Origin of the sequence: Streptomyces sp. NBC_00872, assembly GCF_045161915.1 — a bacterium.
GTDB lineage: Bacteria > Actinomycetota > Actinomycetes > Streptomycetales > Streptomycetaceae > Streptomyces.
This window is the reverse complement of sequence record NZ_CP108806.1, coordinates 5,208,635-5,228,834: the sequence shown is the minus strand read 5'-3', so window position 1 is coordinate 5,228,834 and position 20,200 is coordinate 5,208,635. Positions and strand designations below refer to the sequence as shown.

Below are 20,200 nucleotides of genomic sequence, written 5' to 3'. Positions count from 1 at the left end.
AGTGACGGGCCGCGCCATGACGGGCCGCGCCGTGACGGGCCGCGCCGTGACGGGCCGTCCCTCACCCCCCGAGCCCCAGCGCCTTCCGTACCTCCGCGCTCAGGGAAAGGGTGTTCTCCGGGCCCGGCGCCGCCCTGCCGTCTCCGTCCACCCCGTACCAGCCCTGCATGGTGCTCACCAGGTAGTACCTTCCGGCGCGTTCCCCGTCCTCCGTGAGCAGGAAGACGTACTCCTTCCCCGCGGTCAGCGGGGCCGTCTCGGCGGCGGCACCCGGGGTGACGTAGGACAACTCGATCCGGGCCCCGGGCACTTCGCCCTTGGCCGTCGCCGTGACCTCCACCGGCGCGACCGTGTCCGGGGCCTGCCCCCGGCCGGCGTCCGGGCCCTCCTCGCGGCCGGGGCCGAGCCTGCCCCGTACGATCACGTCCGCCGCCGCCTCCAACTGCCCGGTGCTCCCGTAGTACGCCTGGTCCGCGATGGCGCCGCCGCCTCCGGGCGAACGCCCGCCCGGCCCCTCCCAGCCCCCGCCCCCGGTCGCGAGGAACGCGACGCCCGCGACGACAGCGGCCGTACCGCCCGCGAGCGCCGTCACCAGAACGGTCCGACGGCCCGGTCCCCGACGCGCGGACACGGCCGGTCCCGGGACCGGCTCCGCCCCCGGCACCGGGTTGGCGTGCTTGATCAGGGATTTGACGCGGATCACGCCGACTCCTCGGGCTCGGGCTGTACAGAACGGTCTCGTACGTAAAGGTCCCGGAACGCCTTACGGGCCCGGTGCAGCCGGACCCAGACCGCCGGGACCCCGCAGCCGAGGACCTCGCCGATCTCGGCGGCGCTCAGTCCGTCCCAGTAACTGAGCATCAGCACATCCCGGTGCCGGCCGGGGAGCCGGTCGAGGGTGTCCAGTACGGCGGTGTCCTGCCCGGACGCGGGCGCGCGGTTCAGTTCGTCGGTGATACGCCGGTGGAGTTCGGTCAGACGCGCGGTCCTGCGGTAGTGGTTGCTCAGCAGATTGCGCGCGGTGACGAACAGCCAGCCGCTGCTCGGCTCATGGCCCGCGGCCGTCCGTTCCCACGCGGTCCTGAAGACCTCCGCGGTCAGCTCCTCGGCCGCGCCCCGGTCGCCCAGCCGCCGGTGGACATAGGCCGATACGCGCGGGTGCTCGCGTGTGTACATGGCCGTGAACCGCTCGGAGCGATCGCCGTCGGGCGCACGGCCCCCGTCGCTCCCCGTCGTCCGAAAGGTTTCCACACCTCTCATATGTCATGAGCCCGGCGGATCCTTACAAGCCCCGAGCCCCGAGCCCCCGCCCCGAGCCCTGAAGCCCAAGGCCGCGCGACACGGCCCGGGAAACGCCCGAGGGCGGCACCCCCGCGAAAGGGGTGCCGCCCTCGGTACGTACCAGGACCGCGTCCGAACCGGCCGGCTCCGAGGAGCCGTCAGGCTCAGAAGTCCATGTCACCGCCCGGCATACCGCCCGGAGCGGCCGCGGCGGCCTTCTCCGGCTTGTCGGCGATGACGGCCTCGGTGGTCAGGAACAGCGCGGCGATGGAGGCCGCGTTCTGCAGCGCGGACCGCGTCACCTTCGCCGGGTCGATGATGCCCTCGGCGATCATGTCGACGTACTCGCCGGTCGCGGCGTTCAGACCGTGGCCGACCGTCAGGTTGCGGACCTTCTCGACGACGACGCCGCCCTCAAGACCACCGTTGACGGCGATCTGCTTGAGCGGAGCCTCCAGCGCGAGCTTGACGGCGTTGGCACCGGTCGCCTCGTCGCCCTCCAGCTCCAGCTTCTCGAAGACCGAGGCGGCCTGGAGCAGAGCCACGCCGCCACCGGCGACGATGCCCTCCTCGACGGCGGCCTTGGCGTTGCGCACCGCGTCCTCGATGCGGTGCTTGCGCTCCTTCAGCTCGACCTCGGTGGCGGCACCGGCCTTGATGACGGCCACGCCGCCGGCCAGCTTCGCCAGGCGCTCCTGGAGCTTCTCGCGGTCGTAGTCCGAGTCGCTGTTCTCGATCTCGGCGCGGATCTGGTTGACCCGGCCGGCGACCTGGTCGCTGTCACCGGCACCGTCGACGATGGTGGTCTCGTCCTTGGTGATGACGACCTTGCGGGCGCGGCCCAGCAGGTCCAGGCCGGCGTTCTCCAGCTTGAGGCCGACCTCCTCGGAGATGACCGTGCCACCGGTGAGGATGGCGATGTCGTTCAGCATCGCCTTGCGGCGGTCACCGAAGCCCGGGGCCTTGACGGCGACGGACTTGAAGGTGCCACGGATCTTGTTGACGACCAGGGTCGACAGCGCCTCGCCCTCGACGTCCTCCGCGATGATCAGCAGGGGCTTGCCCGACTGCATGACCTTCTCCAGCAGCGGAAGGAGGTCCTTCACGTTGCCGATCTTGGAGTTGACGATCAGGAGGTACGGGTCGTCCAGGGACGCCTCCATACGCTCCATGTCCGTGGCGAAGTACGCGGAGATGTAGCCCTTGTCGAAGCGCATACCCTCCGTCAGTTCGAGCTCCAGACCGAAGGTCTGGGACTCCTCGACGGTGATGACGCCTTCCTTGCCGACCTTGTCCATGGCCTCGGCGATGAGCTCGCCGATCTGGGTGTCGGCGGCGGAGATGGAGGCGGTCGAAGCGATCTGCTCCTTGGTCTCCACGTCCTTGGCCTGCTCCAGCAGGGCGCCGGAGACGGCCTCGACGGCCTTCTCGATGCCGCGCTTGAGGGCCATCGGGTTGGCGCCGGCGGCCACGTTGCGCAGGCCCTCGCGGACGAGCGCCTGGGCCAGCACGGTCGCGGTGGTCGTACCGTCGCCGGCGACGTCGTCCGTCTTCTTGGCGACTTCCTTGACCAGCTCGGCGCCGATCTTCTCGTACGGGTCCTCGAGCTCGATCTCCTTGGCGATGGACACACCATCGTTGGTGATCGTGGGGGCGCCCCACTTCTTCTCGAGGACGACGTTGCGACCCTTGGGGCCAAGGGTGACCTTGACGGCGTCGGCGAGCTGGTTCATCCCGCGCTCGAGACCGCGCCGTGCCTCCTCGTTGAACGCGATGATCTTGGCCATGTGAAGTGGTCCTCCCGGACTGGGGTGGATTGCTCCGGACCGCGCTGGCGCCCGCGACGGACGGCCTGAGAGCCGTGCGGTTCCTTGCCCCACCGGCTCTTCGGGCCTCACCGACCCGGTCCTTAAGTTGTCACTCTCACTCGCAGAGTGCTAACGCCAATGATTAGCACTCGACCCCCGAGAGTGCAAGCGCCCCCGGACTCCGGCGGTGTCCCCACGCCGACCGCGCGCCACCCGCACGCCACCCGCGCCCGCTCACGCACGCGTTCACGCACACGCCCCCGTACCTCGCCCGCGTCCGGACACGCCCCCCGCACCCCGCCCGCGTCCGGACACGCACAAGGGGTCCGTATCCCGTCTCCGGGATACGGACCCCTCGGCGTGAGCCGTGAACTGCGTGCGTCGGTGGCCGATCGCGCCGGGATCAGACGGCGAGCTTGACCATGTCCGCCTGCGGACCCTTCTGGCCCTGCGAGATCTCGAACTCCACTCGCTGACCTTCTTCAAGGGTGCGGTAACCGTCCATCTGAATCGCGCTGTAGTGGACGAAAACATCCGCACCACCGTCTACCGCGATGAAGCCGTAGCCCTTCTCCGCGTTGAACCACTTGACGGTGCCCTGAGCCATGCCTAACTCCCCTATTACTGGCCCTTCCAGGGGCCACACTTCGCGCCGGAACGCGTCGACCGCGGCTGAATGTATCTGCCCAACTGCCCTCTGCAACAGGTCAATCGGACGAGAATTCTGGGCATGGCTGAACACGCATAGCGACGAATTCGCTGCGTTCCCGGGCAAGTCGGGCCGGGCAAAGCGCACCTAAAGTGCAAACAGCGCGATGACTTCAGCCCTATGTTGTCGCGTTCTCATACGCGCGCCGGATGGGCGGCGGAGGGGCGTTCCCACACTCTATCGCGTTCAACCATAAAGAATGGCTCCCTCCGCTTCTCTTGCGGAGGGAGCCATACCGGTCACACGGAGTCGCCACGAGGGGGCCGGGCCCGGGGGCGCGGGGCTCAGCCTCCGGCGACCGCGGGGATGATCGAGACGCCGGCGCCCGCCGGGGTCGCGGTCTCCAGACCCTGCTCGAAGCGGACGTCGTCGTCGTTCACGTACACGTTCACAAAGCGGCGCAACTTGCCCTGGTCGTCCAGGACCCGCGCGGCGATACCGGGGTGGCTGGCCTCCAGGGACTGGATGACCTCGGAGAGGGTCGCCCCTTCGGCCGGGACCTCGGCCTTGCCGCCGGTGTACGTACGGAGAATGGTGGGGATGCGGACATTGACGCTCATGATGGGTGTTCTGCCTTCCGTCTTCCGTGACGTCGTCGGGGTCGATAAGCCTGATCGCGGGTCAGCGGGCCGAGCCGGGTCAATGGGCCGGATCGCGGGTCATCGGGCCGGGCGGCCGGTCAGCGGGCCAGACCGGCGTCGCGGAACGCGTCCAGGCTCGGGCGGATGGTCGCGGTCGGGCCCGTCGTCGGCGCCACCGCGTCCAGGGTCTTCAGTCCGTCACCCGTGTTGAGGACCACGGTCGTCAGCGCCGGGTCGAGCACCCCCGCCTCGATCAGCTTCTTGGTCACGCCGACGGTCACCCCGCCCGCGGTCTCCGCGAAGATGCCCTCGGTGCGCGCCAGCAGCTTGATCGCGTCGACGATCTGCTCGTCGTCGACGTCCTCGACCGCGCCGCCGGTGCGACGGGCGATGTCCAGGACGTACGGGCCGTCGGCCGGGTTGCCGATCGCTAGGGACTTGGCGATGGTGTTGGGCTTCTGCGGCCGTACGACATCGTGTCCGGCCTTGAAGGCGGTGGACACCGGCGAGCAGCCCTCGGCCTGGGCGCCGAAGATCTTGTACGGCCTGTCCTCCACGAGCCCCAGCTTGATCAGCTCCTGGAGACCCTTGTCGATCTTCGTGAGCTGTGACCCGGAGGCGATCGGGATGACGATCTGGTCGGGCAGCCGCCAGCCGAGCTGCTCGCAGATCTCGTACGCGAGGGTCTTGGAGCCCTCGCCGTAGTACGGACGGAGGTTGACGTTGACGAAGCCCCAGCCCTCGCCCAGCGGATCGCCGATCAGCTCCGAGCAGAAACGGTTCACGTCGTCGTAGTTGCCCTCGATGCCGACGAGTTCACCGCCGTACACCGCGGCCATGACGACCTTGCCCTGCTCCAGGTCGTGCGGGATGAACACACAGGAGCGGAAGCCGGCGCGGGCGGCGGCGGCGCCGACCGCGCCCGCCAGATTGCCGGTGGAGGAGCAGGAGAGCGTGGTGAAGCCGAAGGCGCGGGCGGCCTCGACGGCGATGGCGACGACACGGTCCTTGAAGGAGTGCGTCGGATTGCCGGAGTCGTCCTTGATGTGCAGGGAGCCGGTGATACCCAGTTCACGGGCGAGATTGTCGGCCTTGACCAGCTTGGTGAAACCGGGGTTGATGTTCGGCTTCGAGGCCACGTCGGCCGGGACGGGCAGCAGTGGCGCGTACCGCCAGATGTTGTCCGGGCCGTCCGCGATCCGCTTCTTGAGCTCTTCGGGGGTGCCGCTCGGCAGGTCGTACGCGACTTCGAGCGGCCCGAAACAGCTCGCGCAGGCGAAAAGGGGGCCGAGCTCGAATCGCTCTCCGCATTCGCGGCACGAGAGGGCGGCGGCGGGTCCGAGATCGACGGTGCCGCTGGCGTGGTGGACGGTCTGCACAGCCATGATGGCGAGGCCCTTTCTCCTCATCTTCCTTACGACGCGTTTCGCCGCAAGACGGAATTGGCACCTTCCCCACCGTGACCTCGCGGTCGGCGGGAGGGTTGCCGGGACTTCAACGGGCCGTTCCCTCAGTCCCTCTGGATGAGCGCTATGGCACCGGACCAGGTCCGGCGCGTTTTTCCGCGTTACGACCCCCGGCATGCGGCGGTCATACGTGTTGTTCAAGACTGTAACCGAAGGAGCGGACGGTTGAGATAGTGGTCCGCACCGCGAGATGGATCACGTTCGACCGGGTTCGCGGGTCGCGTCCCACCGGGTTCCGGCCCGGTTCCGGACCGGGTTCGCGGGTCACGTTCATGGAACACGTCAGGGAGTACCGACCGTGCTGGAAGAGGTGGAACGCTGGCTGACCAGGCGTTCCTGGTCAGCGGCCGACCGTACGCTCGACCGGCTCCTGGTGGCGAAGGCCGCGCGCGGCACCACGGTGAGCGTGGTGCTTCCGGCGCTCGACGAGGAGGCGACGGTCGGCGCGATCGTCTCCGTGATCCGGCGCGAGCTGATGGAGAGGGCACCGCTCGTCGACGAACTGGTGGTGATCGACTCCGGCTCCTCCGACCGTACGGCGGAGGTCGCCGCGGCGGCCGGCGCGCGGGTCGTGCACCGGGACGCGATCCTGCCGCGGCTGCCCGCGCTGCCCGGCAAGGGCGAGGTGCTGTGGCGGTCACTGCTGGTGACGAGCGGCGATGTGGTGTGCTTCGTGGACGCCGATCTGCGGCGGTTCTCGGCCGACTTCGTGTCCGGGACCGTGGGTCCGCTGCTGACCGATTCCGATGTGCACTTCGTGAAGGCGATGTACGACCGCCCGCTGCGCGAGAGCGGAACGGACGACGAGGGCGCCGACGAGGAGGGCGCGGGCCTCCACGGCACCGGCGCGAGCGGCGGTACGCGCGGCGACGGCACGGGTGGCGACGGCACGGGCGGGTCGGCGGCCGGCGCCCAGGGCGGCCGGGTGACCGAGCTGGTGGCGCGTCCGCTCCTCAATCTGCACTGGCCTCAGCTGGCGGGGTTCGTCCAGCCGCTGGGCGGGGAGTACGCCGCGCGCCGCTCACTGCTGGAGCGGCTGCCCTTCCCCGTCGGGTACGGCGTGGAACTGGGGCTGCTCGTGGACGCGCTGCACACGGTCGGTCTGGACGCGCTGGGGCAGGTGGACGTGGGGGTACGGCTCCACCGCCACCAGGACGACCGGGCGCTGGGGCGAATGGCCGCGGCCATCTACCGTACGGCCCAACTGCGGCTGTCCCGGGCACACTTGGTACGGCCGGAGCTGACGCAGTTCGACCGGGGCGAGCACGGCTTCGTACCGCGCACCTACTCCGTGGACACGGAGGAACGGCCGCCGATACGCGAGATCGCGGAGTACACGTCCGGACGCGCGGCGTAACCGCGGATCACCTCACCGATTGCCTACATTGCGCCCTTATGAGGGCAAAACATCTGATTATCTGCCGATTCTTCGGGGTGCTGGCCGGAACGCTGGTGCTGCTGGCACCGGGACAGGCGTCGGCCCTGGCACACGTACCCCTTCAGGGGTCCGGGCCCCTGCGGATGCCGGTCCACGAGCCTTTCCGCGGTCCTCTCCACGAGCCGCTCCAGGAGCTTTCCCACCAGCCCCCGCACGAGCCGCTCTACGGGTCCCTGCAAGGGCAGCTCGCGGACACCGGAGGGGCGGCCGAACGGCTGTGGCTGCTGGGCGGGGTGGCGCTCGCGCTGACCGGCGCGGGCGTGGTGGCGCTGGCCGCGACCCGTGGCCGCCGGTAGAGGACGGCGGGCCGCCGCACCGGGCGCAGACCACACCGTCCGTACGTTTGAGCGTTTACGCGACGGGCTAGGTTTCGCCACATGGTTACCGAGCCGCCCTCCCGGGCCCAGGTCCTCGTCGCGTCCAACCGCGGCCCCGTCTCGTACAGCGTGCGCGACGACGGCACGCTGACGGCGAAGCGGGGCGGCGGCGGGCTGGTGTCCGGTCTGTCGGCCATCGGCTCGGACGCGGACGCGGTGTGGGTGTGCGCGGCGCTCGGGGACGGCGACCGCGAGGCGGTACGGCGTACGGGCGGCCGGCTCGACCCGGCGGACACGGGCGGTCAGCGGGTCCGGATGCTGGGGATCGCGCCCGAGGTGTACGGGGAGGCCTACAACGGCGTCGCCAACTCCACGCTCTGGTTCGTCCACCACCTGCTCTACCAGACCCCGCTGGAGCCGTCCTTCGGCCCGGAGTTCCGCGCGCAGTGGGCCTCGTACGAGACGTACAACCGCGCCTTCGCGGAGGCGCTGGCGGACGAGGCCGCGGAGGGCGCGGCGGTCCTGGTGCAGGACTACCATCTGGCGCTGGTGCCCGGGATGCTGCGGGCGCTCCGGCCCGATCTGCGGATCGGTCACTTCTCGCACACGCCATGGGCCCCCGTGGACTACTACCGGCTGCTGCCCGACGACATCGGCCGCCAGCTTCTGCGGGGCATCCTCGGCGCGGACCGGGCGGCCTTTCTGACCCGCCGGTGGGCGGACGCCTTCACGGCCTGCTGTACGGAGCTGCTGGGCGGGACCGGCAACACCAGGATCGGTGTGCACGGCCTGGGCACGGACGCCGACTTCCTGCGCGAGCGCGCGCACCGGCCGGATGTGGACGAACGGATCGTCACCCTGCGCGAGCAGATCGGCCGTCCGGGGGACGCCGCCGACGGCTCGGACGATCTCCGGAAGACGATCGTCCGGGTGGACCGTACGGAACTGTCCAAGAACATCGTCCGCGGTCTGCTCTCCTACCGGCAGCTCCTCGCCGACCACCCGGAGTGGCACGACCGCGTCGTCCATGTCGCCTTCGCCTACCCCTCCCGGCAGGATCTGGCGGTCTACCGGGACTACACCGCCGAGGTCGGACGGGTGGCCGACGCGGTCAACGCCGAGTTCGGCACGGAGAGCTGGACTCCGGTCGTCCTCCATGTCCGGGACGACTTCGCGCGCTCCCTGGCCGCCTACCGGCTGGCGGACGTGGCGCTGGTCAATCCGATCCGGGACGGGATGAACCTGGTGGCGAAGGAGATCCCCGTGGTCTCGGAGCGCGGCTGCGCGCTGGTGCTCTCACGGGAGGCGGGAGCGTTCGAGGAGATGGGTGAGGACGCGCTCGCGGTGAACCCGTACGACATCACCGCCACGGCGAGGGCCCTCCACGAGGCGCTGAGCATGCCCCTCGACGAACGCGCCGAACGCTCCAAACGCCTGGCCGCCTCGGCGACGGCCCTGCCCCCGCAGCAGTGGTTCCTGGACCAGCTCACCGCCCTGCGCGCGATCTGAGACACGAGCCCGGCCCCCCGCCGCTCGCGAGGGGCCGGGACAGGGACAGGAACGCGCGGGGACCGGGCGGGGGCGGGCGGTGTCAGCCGATGGTCCGGGCCAGTGCCGCCAGGAAGTCCACCACCGCCGCGGGGCCCGGGAGCCGGAGGTCGGAGCGTTCCGCGAGGTCGGGGACCTCCGAGCCGCTGCACACCAGCAGGCCCGGGTGGCCGTCGGAGCGGAGCTTCTCGACCGCCGCGAAGGCCGGGAGGTCGCCCAGGTCGTCGCCCGCGTAGAGGACGGTCTCGGCGCCCACCTCACGGACGTACTCCAGCAGCGCCACGCCCTTGTCCATACCGGGCGGGCGCAGCTCCAGGACCATACGGCCCGGTTCGACGATCAGCCCGTGGCGGGCGGCCAGTTCGCCCAGCGGTCCGCGCAGGGCCTCGAAGGCGGCCTGGGGGTCGGTGGCGCGGCGGGTGTGGACCGCGACCGCCTGGCCCTTCTCCTCCGTCCACGTACCGCGCCAGGCGTCGAACCGCTCCAGGAATCCGGGCAGTTCGGCGCGGACGGCCGCGACACCCTCGTGCGGGGCGGGGGTACGGACGGTGCCGCTGACGGCGTCCCAGCGCTCGGCGCCGTAGTGGCCGAGGACCACGAGACGCTCCAGGCCGGGCACCCCGGCGAAGCCGCCGTAGCGGACCGCCACCCCGGCGGGCCGGCCGGTGACCACCGCGACGGACGCGACATGCGGCGCGAGGGCGGCCAGGGCGGGGACGGCGCGCGGATGGGCGCGGGCCTGTTCGGGGTCGGGGACGATCGCGGCGAGGGTGCCGTCGAAGTCGAGGGCGACGACGGCGTCGCCGGGCCGGCCGAGAAGCGCGGCCAGGCCTTCGGCGCCGGCGGGAGTGATCGGTTCCGGCAGGGGGACGGGGTACGGGTTGCTGCCCATACCCCGACCCTAGCGGCGCGGACGGCCCCGGCGGACGGAAACCGAGGCGCCGGACGCCCTCCGGCGGGATCCGCCGGACGCGCCTAGCGGCGCTCTCGTCTCGCCGCTCTGATCCGGCGCAGTCTGTTCACCGTCACCGGGGCGTGCTCCGCCGCGCGCGGATCGTCCAGGAGCGCGCCCAGCAACTGGTAGTAGCGGGTCGGGGAGATACCGAGCTGCTCCCTGATCGCCCGTTCCTTGGCGCCGGGCCCCGGCCAGCCGCGCTGCTCGACGGCGAGCACGGCGCGGTCCCGCTCGGACAGCCCGGCGGCCCGGCCCGCCTCACCGGGCTCGGCGGATGCGGCGGGCGCGGCGGACGCACCGGCCTCGGCGGACGCGGCGGACGCGGCGGGATCAGCGGACGCGGCGGGATCAGCCGGTGCGGCCAGTTCAGCCGACTCGGCGGGCTCAGCGGGCTCGGCGGCTTCGGCGGGCTCTGGCGTGGGCGTGGTCATCTCTCCGCCACGCTACTCGGCGGCCTCCGCCGCCGTCGCGTCCCGGCCGATCCGCCCCAGGACGACCCCCGGGTTCCCGCCGGGCCCGACCGCCTTGCCGATGTTGTCCTTGATGTCCTGGCTGACGTTCCCCCAGGACTTCTTGCCGGACGGATACAGCTCGGCGGTGGGCAGCACCTTCTGGAAGGTGCTCAGTTCCTTGTACGCCGAGTCCGCCGCCATCGCGTCGTTCGCGCTGTAGGTGACCGGCAGCAGGTCGTACTGCCCGACGAAGTCGAGGACGTTCTTGTCCTCGTACACATAGTCCAGGAACGCGCCGATCTCCTTGGCGTGGCCGTTCTGCTTGAAGGCCATCATCCAGTCGGCCACGCCCATCGACGGCTTCTCCTTGCCGTCGAAGCCGGGCAGCGGCAGCATCCCGACGTCGATGCCCGCCTTCCGCGCGTCGAGCAGCAGCGTCGGGTGGCCGTTGAGCATGCCGACCTGACCGCTGGTGAACGCCTTGAAGGCGGTGGTCCTGTCGAGCTCCGCCGGGGCGATGGGACCGGTCAGCCCCTCTCCGACAAGGTTCTTCTTGAGCCACTCGAACGTCTTGATGTTCTGGTCCGAGTCGATGTCGTACGAGTCGTCGGCGTTGTTGAGATAGCCGCCCCCGCCGGCCAGCAGCCACATCAGGGTCTCGCCCTGCGCCTCCTCGGAGCCGAGCGGAAGCGCGATCGGAGTCGTCACGCCCGCCGCCTTGAGCGCCCGCGCGTCGGACTCGATGTCGTCCCAGTCCTTGGGCGCGTTCAGTCCGGACTGCTCGAAGAGCCTCTTGTTGTAGAAGAGCAGCCGGGCGGAGGCTATGAAGGGCAGTCCGTACTGGATGCGGTTGACCTTGCCGGCGTCCGCGAGCTGCGACAGGAAGTTGGCCTGCGTGGGTACGGAGACCACTTCGTCCGCGGTGTAGAGCGCGTCCTGCTTGGCGTAGTCGGCGTAGGAGCCGATCTGCGCCATGTCGGGAGCGCGGCCCTGTTCGACCATGTCCGCGACATCCTGGTCGACGGTCTTCCACGAGCGGACATCGATATCGATCTTGATGCCGGGGTGGTCGGACTCGAAATTCCTCGCCAGCTCGGCCCAGTATTTGTCGGACCGGTCGGACGAGCCATTGCCGTAGTCGGCGGCGACGAGTCTGAGGGTGACGTCCCCCGAACCCGCCGAGCTGCCACAGCCGGCCAGCGCCATTGTCATGCCTAGTGCGGCCACGGCCGCCGTCGCTCCCAGAAAGCGCTGCTGCACAGCTCTGTTCCGCCTCTGTTCTTCAGTGCTCGTGTACGTCGGTGCTCGTGTACGTCGGTGCTCGTGTCCGTCGGTGCTCGTGTCCGTCGCGCGCCCGTGTACTTCGGTTTTCATGTACTTCGGTGTTCTGCCTGCTGTCTTCTTGTCTTCTGCCGCGTGAAGCACCGGTATGAATCTGTGATTTTCCCCTATCCGGAGGTTTACGGTCCACGGAAGGCCGGTTGCGCTTCGGCAACGTCTGGGCCAAGAGCACACCGGGATCCGCCGTTTGTATGGACGCGCAACAATCCAGGACAGTGGACTAGACCTTTCATGGGTCTACACGCGAGACTGTCTCCGTGAGACACGTCATCGCCCTGGATGTGGGCGGCACAGGCATGAAAGCCGCCCTGGTCGGGGCGGACGGCGCGCTGTTGTACGAAGTGCGGCGGGCGACCGGCAGGGAGCGCGGCCCCGACGCCGTCGTGGAGACCATCCTCGGCTTCGCCGCCGAGCTGCGCGCGTACGGCGCCGAGCACTTCGGCGAGAGCGCCGTCGCCGCGGGGGTCGCCATACCGGGGATCGTCGACGCCGAGCGCGGAGTCGCGGTGTACGCCGCCAACCTCGGCTGGCGTGACGTACCGATGCGGGCGCTGCTCGCCGAGCGGCTCGGGGGCGTACCGGTCGCGCTCGGGCACGACGTACGCACCGGCGGTCTCGCCGAGGGGCGGCTCGGTGCCGGCCGGGGCGCCGACCGGTTCATGTTCATACCGCTGGGCACCGGGATCGCCGGGGCCATCGGCATCGGCGGGGTGATCGAGGCGGGCGCGCACGGCTACGCGGGCGAGATCGGCCATGTCGTGGTCCGGCCCGACGGGCCCGAGTGCGGCTGCGGACAGCGCGGCTGTCTGGAGACCCTCGCCTCCGCGGCGGCCGTGAGCCGCGCCTGGGCGGCGGCGAGCGGCGACCCGGAGGCGGACGCCGCCGACTGCGCGAAGGCCGTGGAGTCGGGCGACCCCGAGGCCGTACGGGTCTGGCTCGACGCGGTCGACGCGCTCGCCGCCGGGCTGGTCACCGCGCTCACCCTGCTCGACCCCCGCACCCTGATCATCGGTGGCGGTCTCGGCGAGGCGGGGGAAACATTGTTCATACCGCTGCGGGCGGCGGTCGAGGAGCGCGTGACGTTCCAGAAGCTGCCCGAGATCGTCCCGGCGTCCCTCGGGGACAACGCCGGATGCCTGGGCGCGGGACTGCTGGCCTGGGACCTGCTGGCCCGGACCGAAGGGTCCACCGCCGACGGGTCCACCGCCGGATCCACCGCCGACGGGTCCAAGGCCGCCGGTTCTCCCGCCGGACCGTCCGCCGCCGACGCACCGTCCGCCGCCGCCGACGCACCGTCCGCCGCCACCGGCGCACCGTCCGCCGCCACCGGCGCACGGTCCGCCGCCGACGCACCACCCACGACCGGATCCCGCTCCACGACCGGATCCCGCGTCACCGTCATCCATCCCCCCACCGACCCACTCGCCCCGGAGGTAAGCGCCTGATGGCCGCACGCGCCGAAAGCACCGTTCTCACCGGCGCCCGGGTGGTACTGCCCACCGGGACCGTGGAGGGCGGGCGGGTGATCATCGAGGGCCGCCGGATCGCGGGCGCCGCCCCGGACAACGCCGCGACCCTCGATCTGTCGGGCCACTGGCTGGTCCCCGGCTTCGTGGACATGCACAACCACGGCGGCGGGGGTGCCTCCTTCACCTCCGGCTCCGTGGACGACGTCCTGAAGGGCATCCGTACACACCGCGAGCACGGCACCACCACGCTCGTCGCCTCCACCGTCACCGGCGAGATGGACTTCCTCGCCCAGCGCGCGAGCGTGCTCTCCGAACTGGTCGAGCAGGGCGATCTGGCGGGCATCCACTTCGAGGGCCCCTTCATCTCCCCCTGCCGCAAGGGCGCGCACAGCGAGTCGCTGCTGCGCGACCCCGACCCGGCCGAGGTGCGCAAACTGCTCGACGCGGCGCGCGGCACGGCACGGATGGTGACGCTCGCCACCGAACTGCCCGGCGGTATCGACTCCGTACGGCTGCTGGCCGAGCACGGCGTGATCGCCGCGATCGGGCACACGGACGCCACATACGAGCAGACCGTGGAGGCCATCGACGCGGGCGCGACCGTCGCGACGCATCTCTTCAACGCGATGCCGCCACTCGGGCACCGGACGCCGGGACCGATCGCCGCGCTGCTGGAGGACGAGCGGGTCACCGTCGAGCTGATCAACGACGGTACGCATCTGCATCCCGCGGCCCTGGAGCTGGCCTTCCACCGCGCGGGCGGGGGCCGGGTCGCCTTCATCACGGACGCGATGGACGCGGCGGGCTTCGGCGACGGGCTCTACCAGCTCGGCCCGCTCGCCGTGGAGGTCAAGGACGGCGTGGCACGGCTGGTGGAGGGCGGTTCGATCGCGGGCTCCACACTGACCCTGGACACGGCGTTCAAGCGGGCGGCGACCGTGGACCGGCTGCCGGTCGAGGAGATCGTCCAGGCCGTCTCCGCCAACCCGGCGAGGCTGCTGGGTGTGGACGACCGGGTCGGTTCGCTGGAGCCCGGCAAGGACGCGGATCTGGTGGTCCTGGACGCCGGCTTCTCGGTCAAGGGCGTTCTGTACAAGGGCGAATGGGTGGTCGGGCCCCGGCTGGGGTGATCCGGGGACCTCCGGCGGCAAGCCCTTACGGGCGGGTGTACGGAAGGGTACGAGTTCATGGAAGGTGGTCGGCCCAGGGTCTGGGCCAACCGCTTTCTTTTTGACATGATCGCTCCGATAATCGGCCGCGCGTTCGCATACCGCGCTCGTCCACACCGGGAGTGACGGTGATCCTGACGGTGACGCTCAACGCCGCGCTGGACATCACGTACCGCACCCCCGCCCTCGTCCCGCACACCACGCACCGCGTCAGCGAGGTCGTCGAACGCCCCGGCGGCAAGGGCCTCAATGTCGCGCGGGTGCTGGCGGCACTGGGCCACGAGACGGTGGTCACGGGGTTCGCGGGCGGCCGTACGGGCGATGTCCTGCGCGAACTGCTGGCGAGCCCCGCCCTGTTCACCGGTACGGGCGGCACGGGCGCCGGCACGGGCGGCGGTCCGGGGCACGGCGCCCATGGCGGACACGGCGGACGCGGCGGACCGGGGAGCCGTTCGGGACGCGGCGGACCGAGGACCGGTACGGGCCCCGGCTCCGGCCCCTTCCCGGGTTCCGGCCGGGCGGCCGGTCAGGGCCACGCGCCCTGGCGGCCGGGTCCCGGCACGGGTCCCGCGCACACCCCCGGTGACGGCCCCGGCGCCCCGGGCGCCCGGGACAGCGGAGACGGCAGAGACAGCAGGGACAGCAGGGACAGCAGGGACAGCGGCGGTCCGGTCCACCGATTCGGCGGCCGTTCCGGACACCGCCACGGCGGCGGTACGGGCCGCCGGACGGGCACCGGACCCGCCCACGGCATCACACGCCCCGTGGACGCGCTCGTACCGATCGCCGGATCCACCCGTCGCACCATCGCCGTGGTCGACGGGACGAGCGGCGACACCACCCAGCTCAACGAGCCGGGGCCGACCATCTCGGCCGCCGAGTGGAACGCGTTCCTCAGCGCCTACGAGCGGCTGCTCACCGGCGCCGACGCCGTCGCCCTCTGCGGCAGCCTGCCGCCGGGCATCCATGTGGGCGCGTACGCCGAGCTGATCCGCCGCGCCCGTGGCGCGGGCGTGCCCGTACTCCTCGACACCAGCGGCGAACCCCTGCGCCGGGGCATCGCCGCGCGCCCCGACCTGCTCAAGCCGAACGCCGAGGAACTCGCCGGGCTCACCGGCTCCCGCGAGCCGCTGCGCGCCGCCCAGGACGCCCGCCGCCGCGGCGCCCACGCGGTCATCGCCTCGCTCGGCCCGGACGGCATACTCGCGGCCACCCCGGACGGTGTCTGGCAGGCGACCCCGCCCGCCCCCGCGAAGGGCAACCCGACGGGCGCGGGCGACTCCGCCGTGGCCGGGCTGCTCTCCGGTCTGGTCGAGCGTCTGCCCTGGCCGGCCCGGCTGAGCCGCGCGGTCGCCCTCGCCACGGCGACGGTACTGGCCCCGGCGGCGGGCGAGTTCGACGCCGAGGCGTACGCGGAACTCCTGCCGCGCGTCACGGTGACCGAACACCCGCCCGCGTAGACAGCGCGGCGCGGGAACAGCCGGAGGAGCGGTCGCAAGAGGCAGCCGCGGAAGAAGTCGCAGGAAAAGCCGGAGGAGCGGCCGGAGGAGCAGCCGGAGCAAGCCGCAGGGAGCAAGCCGCAGCAGCCTCGGGCGCGGGCCCGGGAAGGAAACCGGGGAGCACATGCCACTCGTCAGCACAGGTGAACTCGTCACGGCCGCCGCGGCCCGGGGCCATGGGATCGCCGCCTTCAATGTGATCACCCTGGAGCACGCGGAGGCGATCGCCGAGGGCGCCGAGCGGGCCGGCGCGCCCGCGATCCTCCAGATCTCGGAGAACGCGGTGAGGTTCCACGGCGGCAGGCTGGGCCCCGTCACCGCCGCCGCGGCGGCCGTCGCCCGCGCCTCCTCCGTACCGCTCTCGCTCCATCTCGACCATGTCGAGTCGGCGGACCTGCTGCGGGCCGCGTTCGACGCGGGTTTCAGCTCGGTGATGTTCGACGCCTCGAAGCTGCCGTACGCGGAGAACCTCAGGGCCACCGCGGACGCCGTACGGCTGGGCCACGACCGTGGCGTCTGGGTCGAGGCCGAACTGGGCGCGGTGGGCGGCAAGGACGGCGAACCGCCCCTGGACGCGCCCCTCGACCCGCACGCCCCCGGTGTCCGTACGGACCCGGCCGAGGCGGCGCTCTATGTGGCCGCGACCGGGGTGGACGCGCTGGCGGTCGCGGTCGGTTCCTCCCACGCGATGACCCGGCGTACGGCGGCCCTCGACCACCCGCTGATCGCCGCCCTGCGCGCGGCCGTCCCCGTACCGCTCGTTCTGCACGGCTCCTCCGGTGTGCCCGACGAGGAGATCCGCCGGGCGATCACGGCCGGCATGGTCAAGATCAATGTCGGTACGGCCCTCAACACGGCCTTCACCGGGGCCGTAAGGGAGTATCTGACGGCTCGTCCGTCGGCCGTGGACCCCCGGAAATACCTCGTCCCGGCACGCGAGGCGATGGCCGGGACGGTGGCGGGGTTCATACGGGTGGTCGGTCCGCTCGACGCAGCGGCTCCGGTCGAACCGGCGGGTCCGGTCGATGCGGCGGGTCCGGTCGATGCGGCGGGTCCGGTCGATGCGGCCGGACCCGCCGGACCGGTCAGTTCTTCGGCGGGGTGACTTCCAGCCAGTCGAGGATGGCGTCGCACTGATTGCCCTGCTCGCAGGAGATCTTGATGGTGTTCTGGCCCGCCTGGAGCTCGACCGGAGCCCAGGTGGTCTGCCAGTTCTTCTCCCAGTTCGGATCACTGGAATGGATGAAGTTCTTCAGGCCGATGGGGTTGGAATTCGCCTTGCCGTTGACGGTCAGGGTCGCGTTCGCGTCCTTGGCCGGGATGGCGTAGCGCACCGACAGGGCATACGCGCCGGCCTTCTCGATATCGGCGGTCCAGGTCACGGAGGCGCCGACGGCGTTGAAGCCCGCCACATACGCGCCGTTCGTGCCCTCGGCTCCCTTGATGGCCGTGTCGAGGGCGGCGGGCGGTCCCAGCTTGAGGGTCGCCGCGTCCTGCTTGGGAAGCTGGATGCCCTCGGCGGGCTTCTCGGACGCGCCCTCGCTGGGCTTGCCGCCGGAACCCTCGGAGGCGGAGACCGACGGACCGCCGGACGGATCCGCTTGGTCGTCCTGACCGTCGTCACCGCTGGAGAGCAGTGCGGCTGTGATACCGATCACGACCACCACGACCACCGCGATGGCACCGATCAGCAGGCCCCTGGTGTTGGGGCCGCCGCGTCCGCCGCCGCTGCCGCGCTGGGCGGGCACATGGCGGGTGGTGTCGGCGCCGGGGTAGGTCTCGGGAGCGGCGTACGGGGCGCTCGGCTGCTGGCCGTAGGACGCCTGGCCCCCGGCCTGGCCGTACGCGGGCTGCTGACCGTACTGCGGCTGCTGACCGTAGGCGGGCTGCTGGCCGTGGCCCTGCTGCGGCGGGACCTGCGGCTGTCCGTACTGGCGCTCGCCGACCGTTCTGACCTGGTTGTACGAGGTCCTGGGCACACCGGGCTGCGCCGCGGGACCGGGGTAGCCGTAGCCGCCCTGGCGTCGCTGATTACCGCCCTGCGCCTGTCCGTCCTCGTACAGATAGCCGAACGGATCGTCGTCCTCGGGCGTGCTCGCGCCGTTGTTCCCGGCCGTCATCCCTGGGTCACTCCTTACCATCTCGCCAGCGTCGCCGACCGGCCGAGCCTACCTCGAATGAGCAAGCCCATGGACGGGCCCTGACTGTGCTTTGCCACTCTGCGGCCCCGGGTGTGAACATCGTGTAGCGGCTCTGTCCCAGCCCTGTCCCGAATCCCTGCCGGACGCCTCCGAATACGTACGGGACGCCTCCGGATACTCATCGGACGCCGCCGGCGCACGGGCAGCCGGACCTCTCGCCGCCTCACACCACGGACCTTGAAGCCTCACCACGGGCCTCACCACGGACAGGGGAGCTATCCGGCCCGCCGGTGGACCGTCTTGCGGGACCGCTTCTCGACGTACATCCGCTGGTCGGCGGATTGCAGGACCTCCTCCACGGACATCCCGCACGCCGCCCAGCTGATACCGAAGCTCGCGCCGACCCTGACCGCCCGTCCGTCGACCCGGATCGGCGGAATGATCGCGTTCCGCAGGCGTACGGCGAGATCCGCGGCGTCCGCCGCGCCCAGGCCGTCCGCGAGAACGACGAATTCGTCACCCCCGAGCCGGGCGACCGTGTCACCGTCCCGTACCCCCGTGGTCAGCCGGTGCGCGACCTCGATCAGTACCGCGTCGCCGGTGTTGTGGCCGAAGCGGTCGTTGATGGACTTGAAACCGTCGAGGTCGCAGAAGAGCACCGCGAGGCCCTTCGTACCGTCGTCCGTCTCGCCGTCGTCGGCGGGCGCGACCATGTGCACATGGTGATCGAAGGCGCCACCGCCGGCCGGGCCGACGCCGCCGCCGACGCGCACGCCGCCGGCCCTGCCCGTCTGCTCCTCGTAGCCGTCGTATCCGTCATAGCCGTCGTACGCGTCGTAGCCGGGCTCGTACAGGACCGTGCCCTCGTACCCCCCGTACGCCGCGTCCAGCGCCTCGACGGCGGTCTCCCGCAGGGCGTGGGGACGCGAACAGAGCCGGGCGCTGAGACGGGAGCGCAGTTCCGCGCTGTTCGGCAGACCGGTGAGCGAGTCGTGCGAGGCCCGGTGGGCGAGCTGGAGTTCGCGGCTCTTGCGCTCCTCGATGTCCTCGACATGGGTGAGCAGGAACCGGGGGCCGTCCGCGGTGTCCGCGACCACCGAGTTGCGCAGCGAGACCCAGACATAGGTGCCGTCCCGGCGGGCGAGCCGCAGCTCGGCCCGGCCGCCCTCGGCGGAGGTGCGCAGCAGCGTCCCTATGTCCTCGGGGTGGACCAGATCGGCGAAGGAGTGGCGGCGCATCGCGGAGGCCGGGCGCCCCAGCAGCCGGCAGAGCGCGTCATTGGTCCGCAGCAGCCGGCCGTGCTGGTCCCCGCCCATCTCGGCGATGGCCATACCGCTGGGTGCGTATTCGAACGCCTGACGGAAGGATTCCTCGCTGGCCCGCAGCGCCTGCTGTTCACGTTCGAGCCGGACGAGAGCGCGCTGCATGTTTGCTCGCAGACGGGCGTTACTGATCGCAATGGCGGCCTGGGACGCGTACATCTGGAGGGCTTCCTGCCCCCAGGGCCCGGGGCGGCGGCCACCGCGCGGCCGGTCGACGGAGATGACCCCGAGCAGTTCGCAGCCGCCGCCGGACGCGTACATCGGGGCGTAGAGGCGGTCCTGGGGGTGCCACTCGTCCTCGAAGCGGGGGTCGGGGCCCTCGGTGTACCACTGGGGGACGTCGTCCTCCAGCAGCACCCAGCCCTCGGTGTGGGGTATGAACCGCAGATCGCCCCAGCTCTCGCCCATCGCGAGCCGGCGGTCCCAGGAGCCGCGCGAGCCGACCCGGCCGGTGATCAGCGCTTCGGCCGCGGCACTGCCGGAGAAGGCCGCGACGACGAGATCACCGTCGGCCTGGACGACATTGACGCACGCCAGCTCGTAACCGAGTCCGTTGACGACACCGTCCGCGACGGTCTGGAGGGTGTCCGCCAGGCTGCGGGCGGTGTTGAGTTCGGCGACGGCCTCGTGCAACTGCCGCAGGGTCGCAAGACGGACATACGGCTCCGACTCGGTCTCCATTGCTCGCTCTCCCCGAGACCTCG

Annotated in this window: 16 protein-coding genes, 3 pseudogenes and 1 riboswitch; of the genes and pseudogenes, 8 read left to right on the top strand and 11 right to left on the bottom strand. The window is 71.3% G+C overall.

Annotated features, from left to right (window positions below; translation table 11 throughout):
* Window positions 1-61: 61 nt before the first annotated feature.
* The 6 genes from OG214_RS22500 to thrC form a co-directional block, all read right to left on the bottom strand.
* Window positions 62-703: a hypothetical protein gene (locus OG214_RS22500; RefSeq protein ID WP_363082066.1), complete on the bottom strand. Its 642-nt coding sequence runs from the start codon at window positions 701-703 to the stop codon at window positions 62-64.
* The gene (locus OG214_RS22495; RefSeq protein ID WP_363082065.1) at window positions 700-1,176 is read right to left on the bottom strand and encodes a sigma-70 family RNA polymerase sigma factor; all 477 of its coding nucleotides are present in this window, start codon (window positions 1,174-1,176) and stop codon (window positions 700-702) included. Before OG214_RS22495 ends, OG214_RS22500 begins: the two co-directional genes overlap by 4 nt.
* 269 nt (window positions 1,177-1,445) lie before the next feature.
* Window positions 1,446-3,068: a chaperonin GroEL gene (gene groL, locus OG214_RS22490; RefSeq protein WP_046501378.1), complete on the bottom strand. Its 1,623-nt coding sequence runs from the start codon at window positions 3,066-3,068 to the stop codon at window positions 1,446-1,448.
* A gap of 424 nt (window positions 3,069-3,492) precedes the next feature.
* Window positions 3,493-3,696: a cold-shock protein gene (locus tag OG214_RS22485; protein WP_005315736.1), complete on the bottom strand. Its 204-nt coding sequence runs from the start codon at window positions 3,694-3,696 to the stop codon at window positions 3,493-3,495.
* 386 nt (window positions 3,697-4,082) lie between these two features.
* Window positions 4,083-4,358 (bottom strand): ubiquitin-like small modifier protein 1, encoded by a 276-nt coding sequence (locus OG214_RS22480; RefSeq protein WP_093596123.1) that lies wholly within the window; start codon window positions 4,356-4,358, stop codon window positions 4,083-4,085.
* A gap of 119 nt (window positions 4,359-4,477) precedes the next feature.
* On the bottom strand, window positions 4,478-5,764 hold the full coding sequence (gene thrC / locus OG214_RS22475) for a threonine synthase (RefSeq protein WP_405985740.1): 1,287 nt from the start codon (window positions 5,762-5,764) through the stop codon (window positions 4,478-4,480).
* Between the two features lie 17 nt (window positions 5,765-5,781).
* Window positions 5,782-5,909, bottom strand: a riboswitch (SAM riboswitch).
* Window positions 5,910-6,143: 234 nt separating this feature from the next.
* Here thrC and OG214_RS22470 point away from each other — a divergent pair.
* From OG214_RS22470 to OG214_RS22460, 3 genes are all read left to right on the top strand, one after another.
* Window positions 6,144-7,202 (top strand): glucosyl-3-phosphoglycerate synthase, encoded by a 1,059-nt coding sequence (locus tag OG214_RS22470; RefSeq protein ID WP_363080738.1) that lies wholly within the window; start codon window positions 6,144-6,146, stop codon window positions 7,200-7,202.
* Window positions 7,203-7,240: 38 nt separating this feature from the next.
* Entirely contained in the window at window positions 7,241-7,579 is a 339-nt protein-coding gene (locus OG214_RS22465) for a hypothetical protein (protein WP_363080737.1), read from the top strand.
* Window positions 7,580-7,660: 81 nt separating this feature from the next.
* Window positions 7,661-9,109, top strand: a complete 1,449-nt coding sequence (locus OG214_RS22460; protein ID WP_363080736.1) for a trehalose-6-phosphate synthase — start codon at window positions 7,661-7,663, stop codon at window positions 9,107-9,109.
* Between the two features lie 82 nt (window positions 9,110-9,191).
* Here the strand turns inward: OG214_RS22460 and otsB are convergent, their stop codons facing one another.
* The 3 genes from otsB to OG214_RS22445 all read right to left on the bottom strand — a co-directional run bounded on the left by otsB (window position 9,192) and on the right by OG214_RS22445 (window position 11,767).
* Window positions 9,192-10,040, bottom strand: coding sequence for a trehalose-phosphatase (otsB, locus tag OG214_RS22455; protein WP_405985739.1), 849 nt, complete (start codon window positions 10,038-10,040; stop codon window positions 9,192-9,194).
* Between the two features lie 83 nt (window positions 10,041-10,123).
* Window positions 10,124-10,534 (bottom strand): DUF3263 domain-containing protein, encoded by a 411-nt coding sequence (locus tag OG214_RS22450; protein ID WP_405985738.1) that lies wholly within the window; start codon window positions 10,532-10,534, stop codon window positions 10,124-10,126.
* 12 nt (window positions 10,535-10,546) lie between these two features.
* On the bottom strand, window positions 10,547-11,767 hold the full coding sequence (locus OG214_RS22445) for an ABC transporter substrate-binding protein (protein ID WP_405987573.1): 1,221 nt from the start codon (window positions 11,765-11,767) through the stop codon (window positions 10,547-10,549).
* A 425-nt stretch (window positions 11,768-12,192) separates the two neighbouring features.
* On the opposite strand from OG214_RS22445, the pseudogene OG214_RS22440 reads away from it, so the two are divergent.
* The 5 genes and pseudogenes from OG214_RS22440 to OG214_RS22420 all read left to right on the top strand — a co-directional run.
* Window positions 12,193-13,068 (top strand): annotated as a pseudogene (locus OG214_RS22440) (ROK family protein); the annotation flags it as partial.
* 272 nt (window positions 13,069-13,340) lie between these two features.
* Window positions 13,341-14,495, top strand: coding sequence for an N-acetylglucosamine-6-phosphate deacetylase (gene nagA / locus OG214_RS22435; protein WP_405985737.1), 1,155 nt, complete (start codon window positions 13,341-13,343; stop codon window positions 14,493-14,495).
* Window positions 14,496-14,662: 167 nt separating this feature from the next.
* Window positions 14,663-14,881 (top strand): annotated as a pseudogene (locus tag OG214_RS22430) (PfkB family carbohydrate kinase); the annotation flags it as partial.
* A 414-nt stretch (window positions 14,882-15,295) separates the two neighbouring features.
* Window positions 15,296-15,994 (top strand): annotated as a pseudogene (locus OG214_RS22425) (1-phosphofructokinase family hexose kinase); the annotation flags it as partial.
* A gap of 163 nt (window positions 15,995-16,157) precedes the next feature.
* On the top strand, window positions 16,158-17,138 hold the full coding sequence (locus tag OG214_RS22420) for a ketose-bisphosphate aldolase (RefSeq protein ID WP_405985736.1): 981 nt from the start codon (window positions 16,158-16,160) through the stop codon (window positions 17,136-17,138).
* Here the strand turns inward: OG214_RS22420 and OG214_RS22415 are convergent.
* Window positions 17,119-18,153 (bottom strand): CBM35 domain-containing protein, encoded by a 1,035-nt coding sequence (locus OG214_RS22415; RefSeq protein ID WP_363080733.1) that lies wholly within the window; start codon window positions 18,151-18,153, stop codon window positions 17,119-17,121. The genes OG214_RS22420 and OG214_RS22415 overlap by 20 nt on opposite strands.
* A 296-nt stretch (window positions 18,154-18,449) precedes the next feature.
* Window positions 18,450-20,177 (bottom strand): diguanylate cyclase CdgB, encoded by a 1,728-nt coding sequence (gene cdgB / locus OG214_RS22410; RefSeq protein WP_363080732.1) that lies wholly within the window; start codon window positions 20,175-20,177, stop codon window positions 18,450-18,452.
* Window positions 20,178-20,200 lie beyond the last annotated feature (23 nt).

Excerpts from the sequence above, each read along its gene's own strand:
- OG214_RS22495 (WP_363082065.1), bottom strand. The coding sequence starts at position 1,176 with ATGTACACACGCGAGCACCCGCGCGTATCGGCCTATGTCCACCGGCGG.
- groL (WP_046501378.1), bottom strand. The coding sequence starts at position 3,068 with ATGGCCAAGATCATCGCGTTCAACGAGGAGGCACGGCGCGGTCTCGAG.
- OG214_RS22485 (WP_005315736.1), bottom strand. The coding sequence starts at position 3,696 with ATGGCTCAGGGCACCGTCAAGTGGTTCAACGCGGAGAAGGGCTACGGC.
- OG214_RS22480 (WP_093596123.1), bottom strand. The coding sequence starts at position 4,358 with ATGAGCGTCAATGTCCGCATCCCCACCATTCTCCGTACGTACACCGGC.
- thrC (WP_405985740.1), bottom strand. The coding sequence starts at position 5,764 with ATGGCTGTGCAGACCGTCCACCACGCCAGCGGCACCGTCGATCTCGGA.
- OG214_RS22465 (WP_363080737.1), top strand. The coding sequence starts at position 7,241 with ATGAGGGCAAAACATCTGATTATCTGCCGATTCTTCGGGGTGCTGGCC.
- OG214_RS22460 (WP_363080736.1), top strand. The coding sequence starts at position 7,661 with ATGGTTACCGAGCCGCCCTCCCGGGCCCAGGTCCTCGTCGCGTCCAAC.
- otsB (WP_405985739.1), bottom strand. The coding sequence starts at position 10,040 with ATGGGCAGCAACCCGTACCCCGTCCCCCTGCCGGAACCGATCACTCCC.
- OG214_RS22450 (WP_405985738.1), bottom strand. The coding sequence starts at position 10,534 with ATGACCACGCCCACGCCAGAGCCCGCCGAAGCCGCCGAGCCCGCTGAG.
- OG214_RS22445 (WP_405987573.1), bottom strand. The coding sequence starts at position 11,767 with ATGACAATGGCGCTGGCCGGCTGTGGCAGCTCGGCGGGTTCGGGGGAC.
- nagA (WP_405985737.1), top strand. The coding sequence starts at position 13,341 with ATGGCCGCACGCGCCGAAAGCACCGTTCTCACCGGCGCCCGGGTGGTA.
- OG214_RS22420 (WP_405985736.1), top strand. The coding sequence starts at position 16,158 with ATGCCACTCGTCAGCACAGGTGAACTCGTCACGGCCGCCGCGGCCCGG.
- OG214_RS22415 (WP_363080733.1), bottom strand. The coding sequence starts at position 18,153 with ATGACGGCCGGGAACAACGGCGCGAGCACGCCCGAGGACGACGATCCG.
- cdgB (WP_363080732.1), bottom strand. The coding sequence starts at position 20,177 with ATGGAGACCGAGTCGGAGCCGTATGTCCGTCTTGCGACCCTGCGGCAG.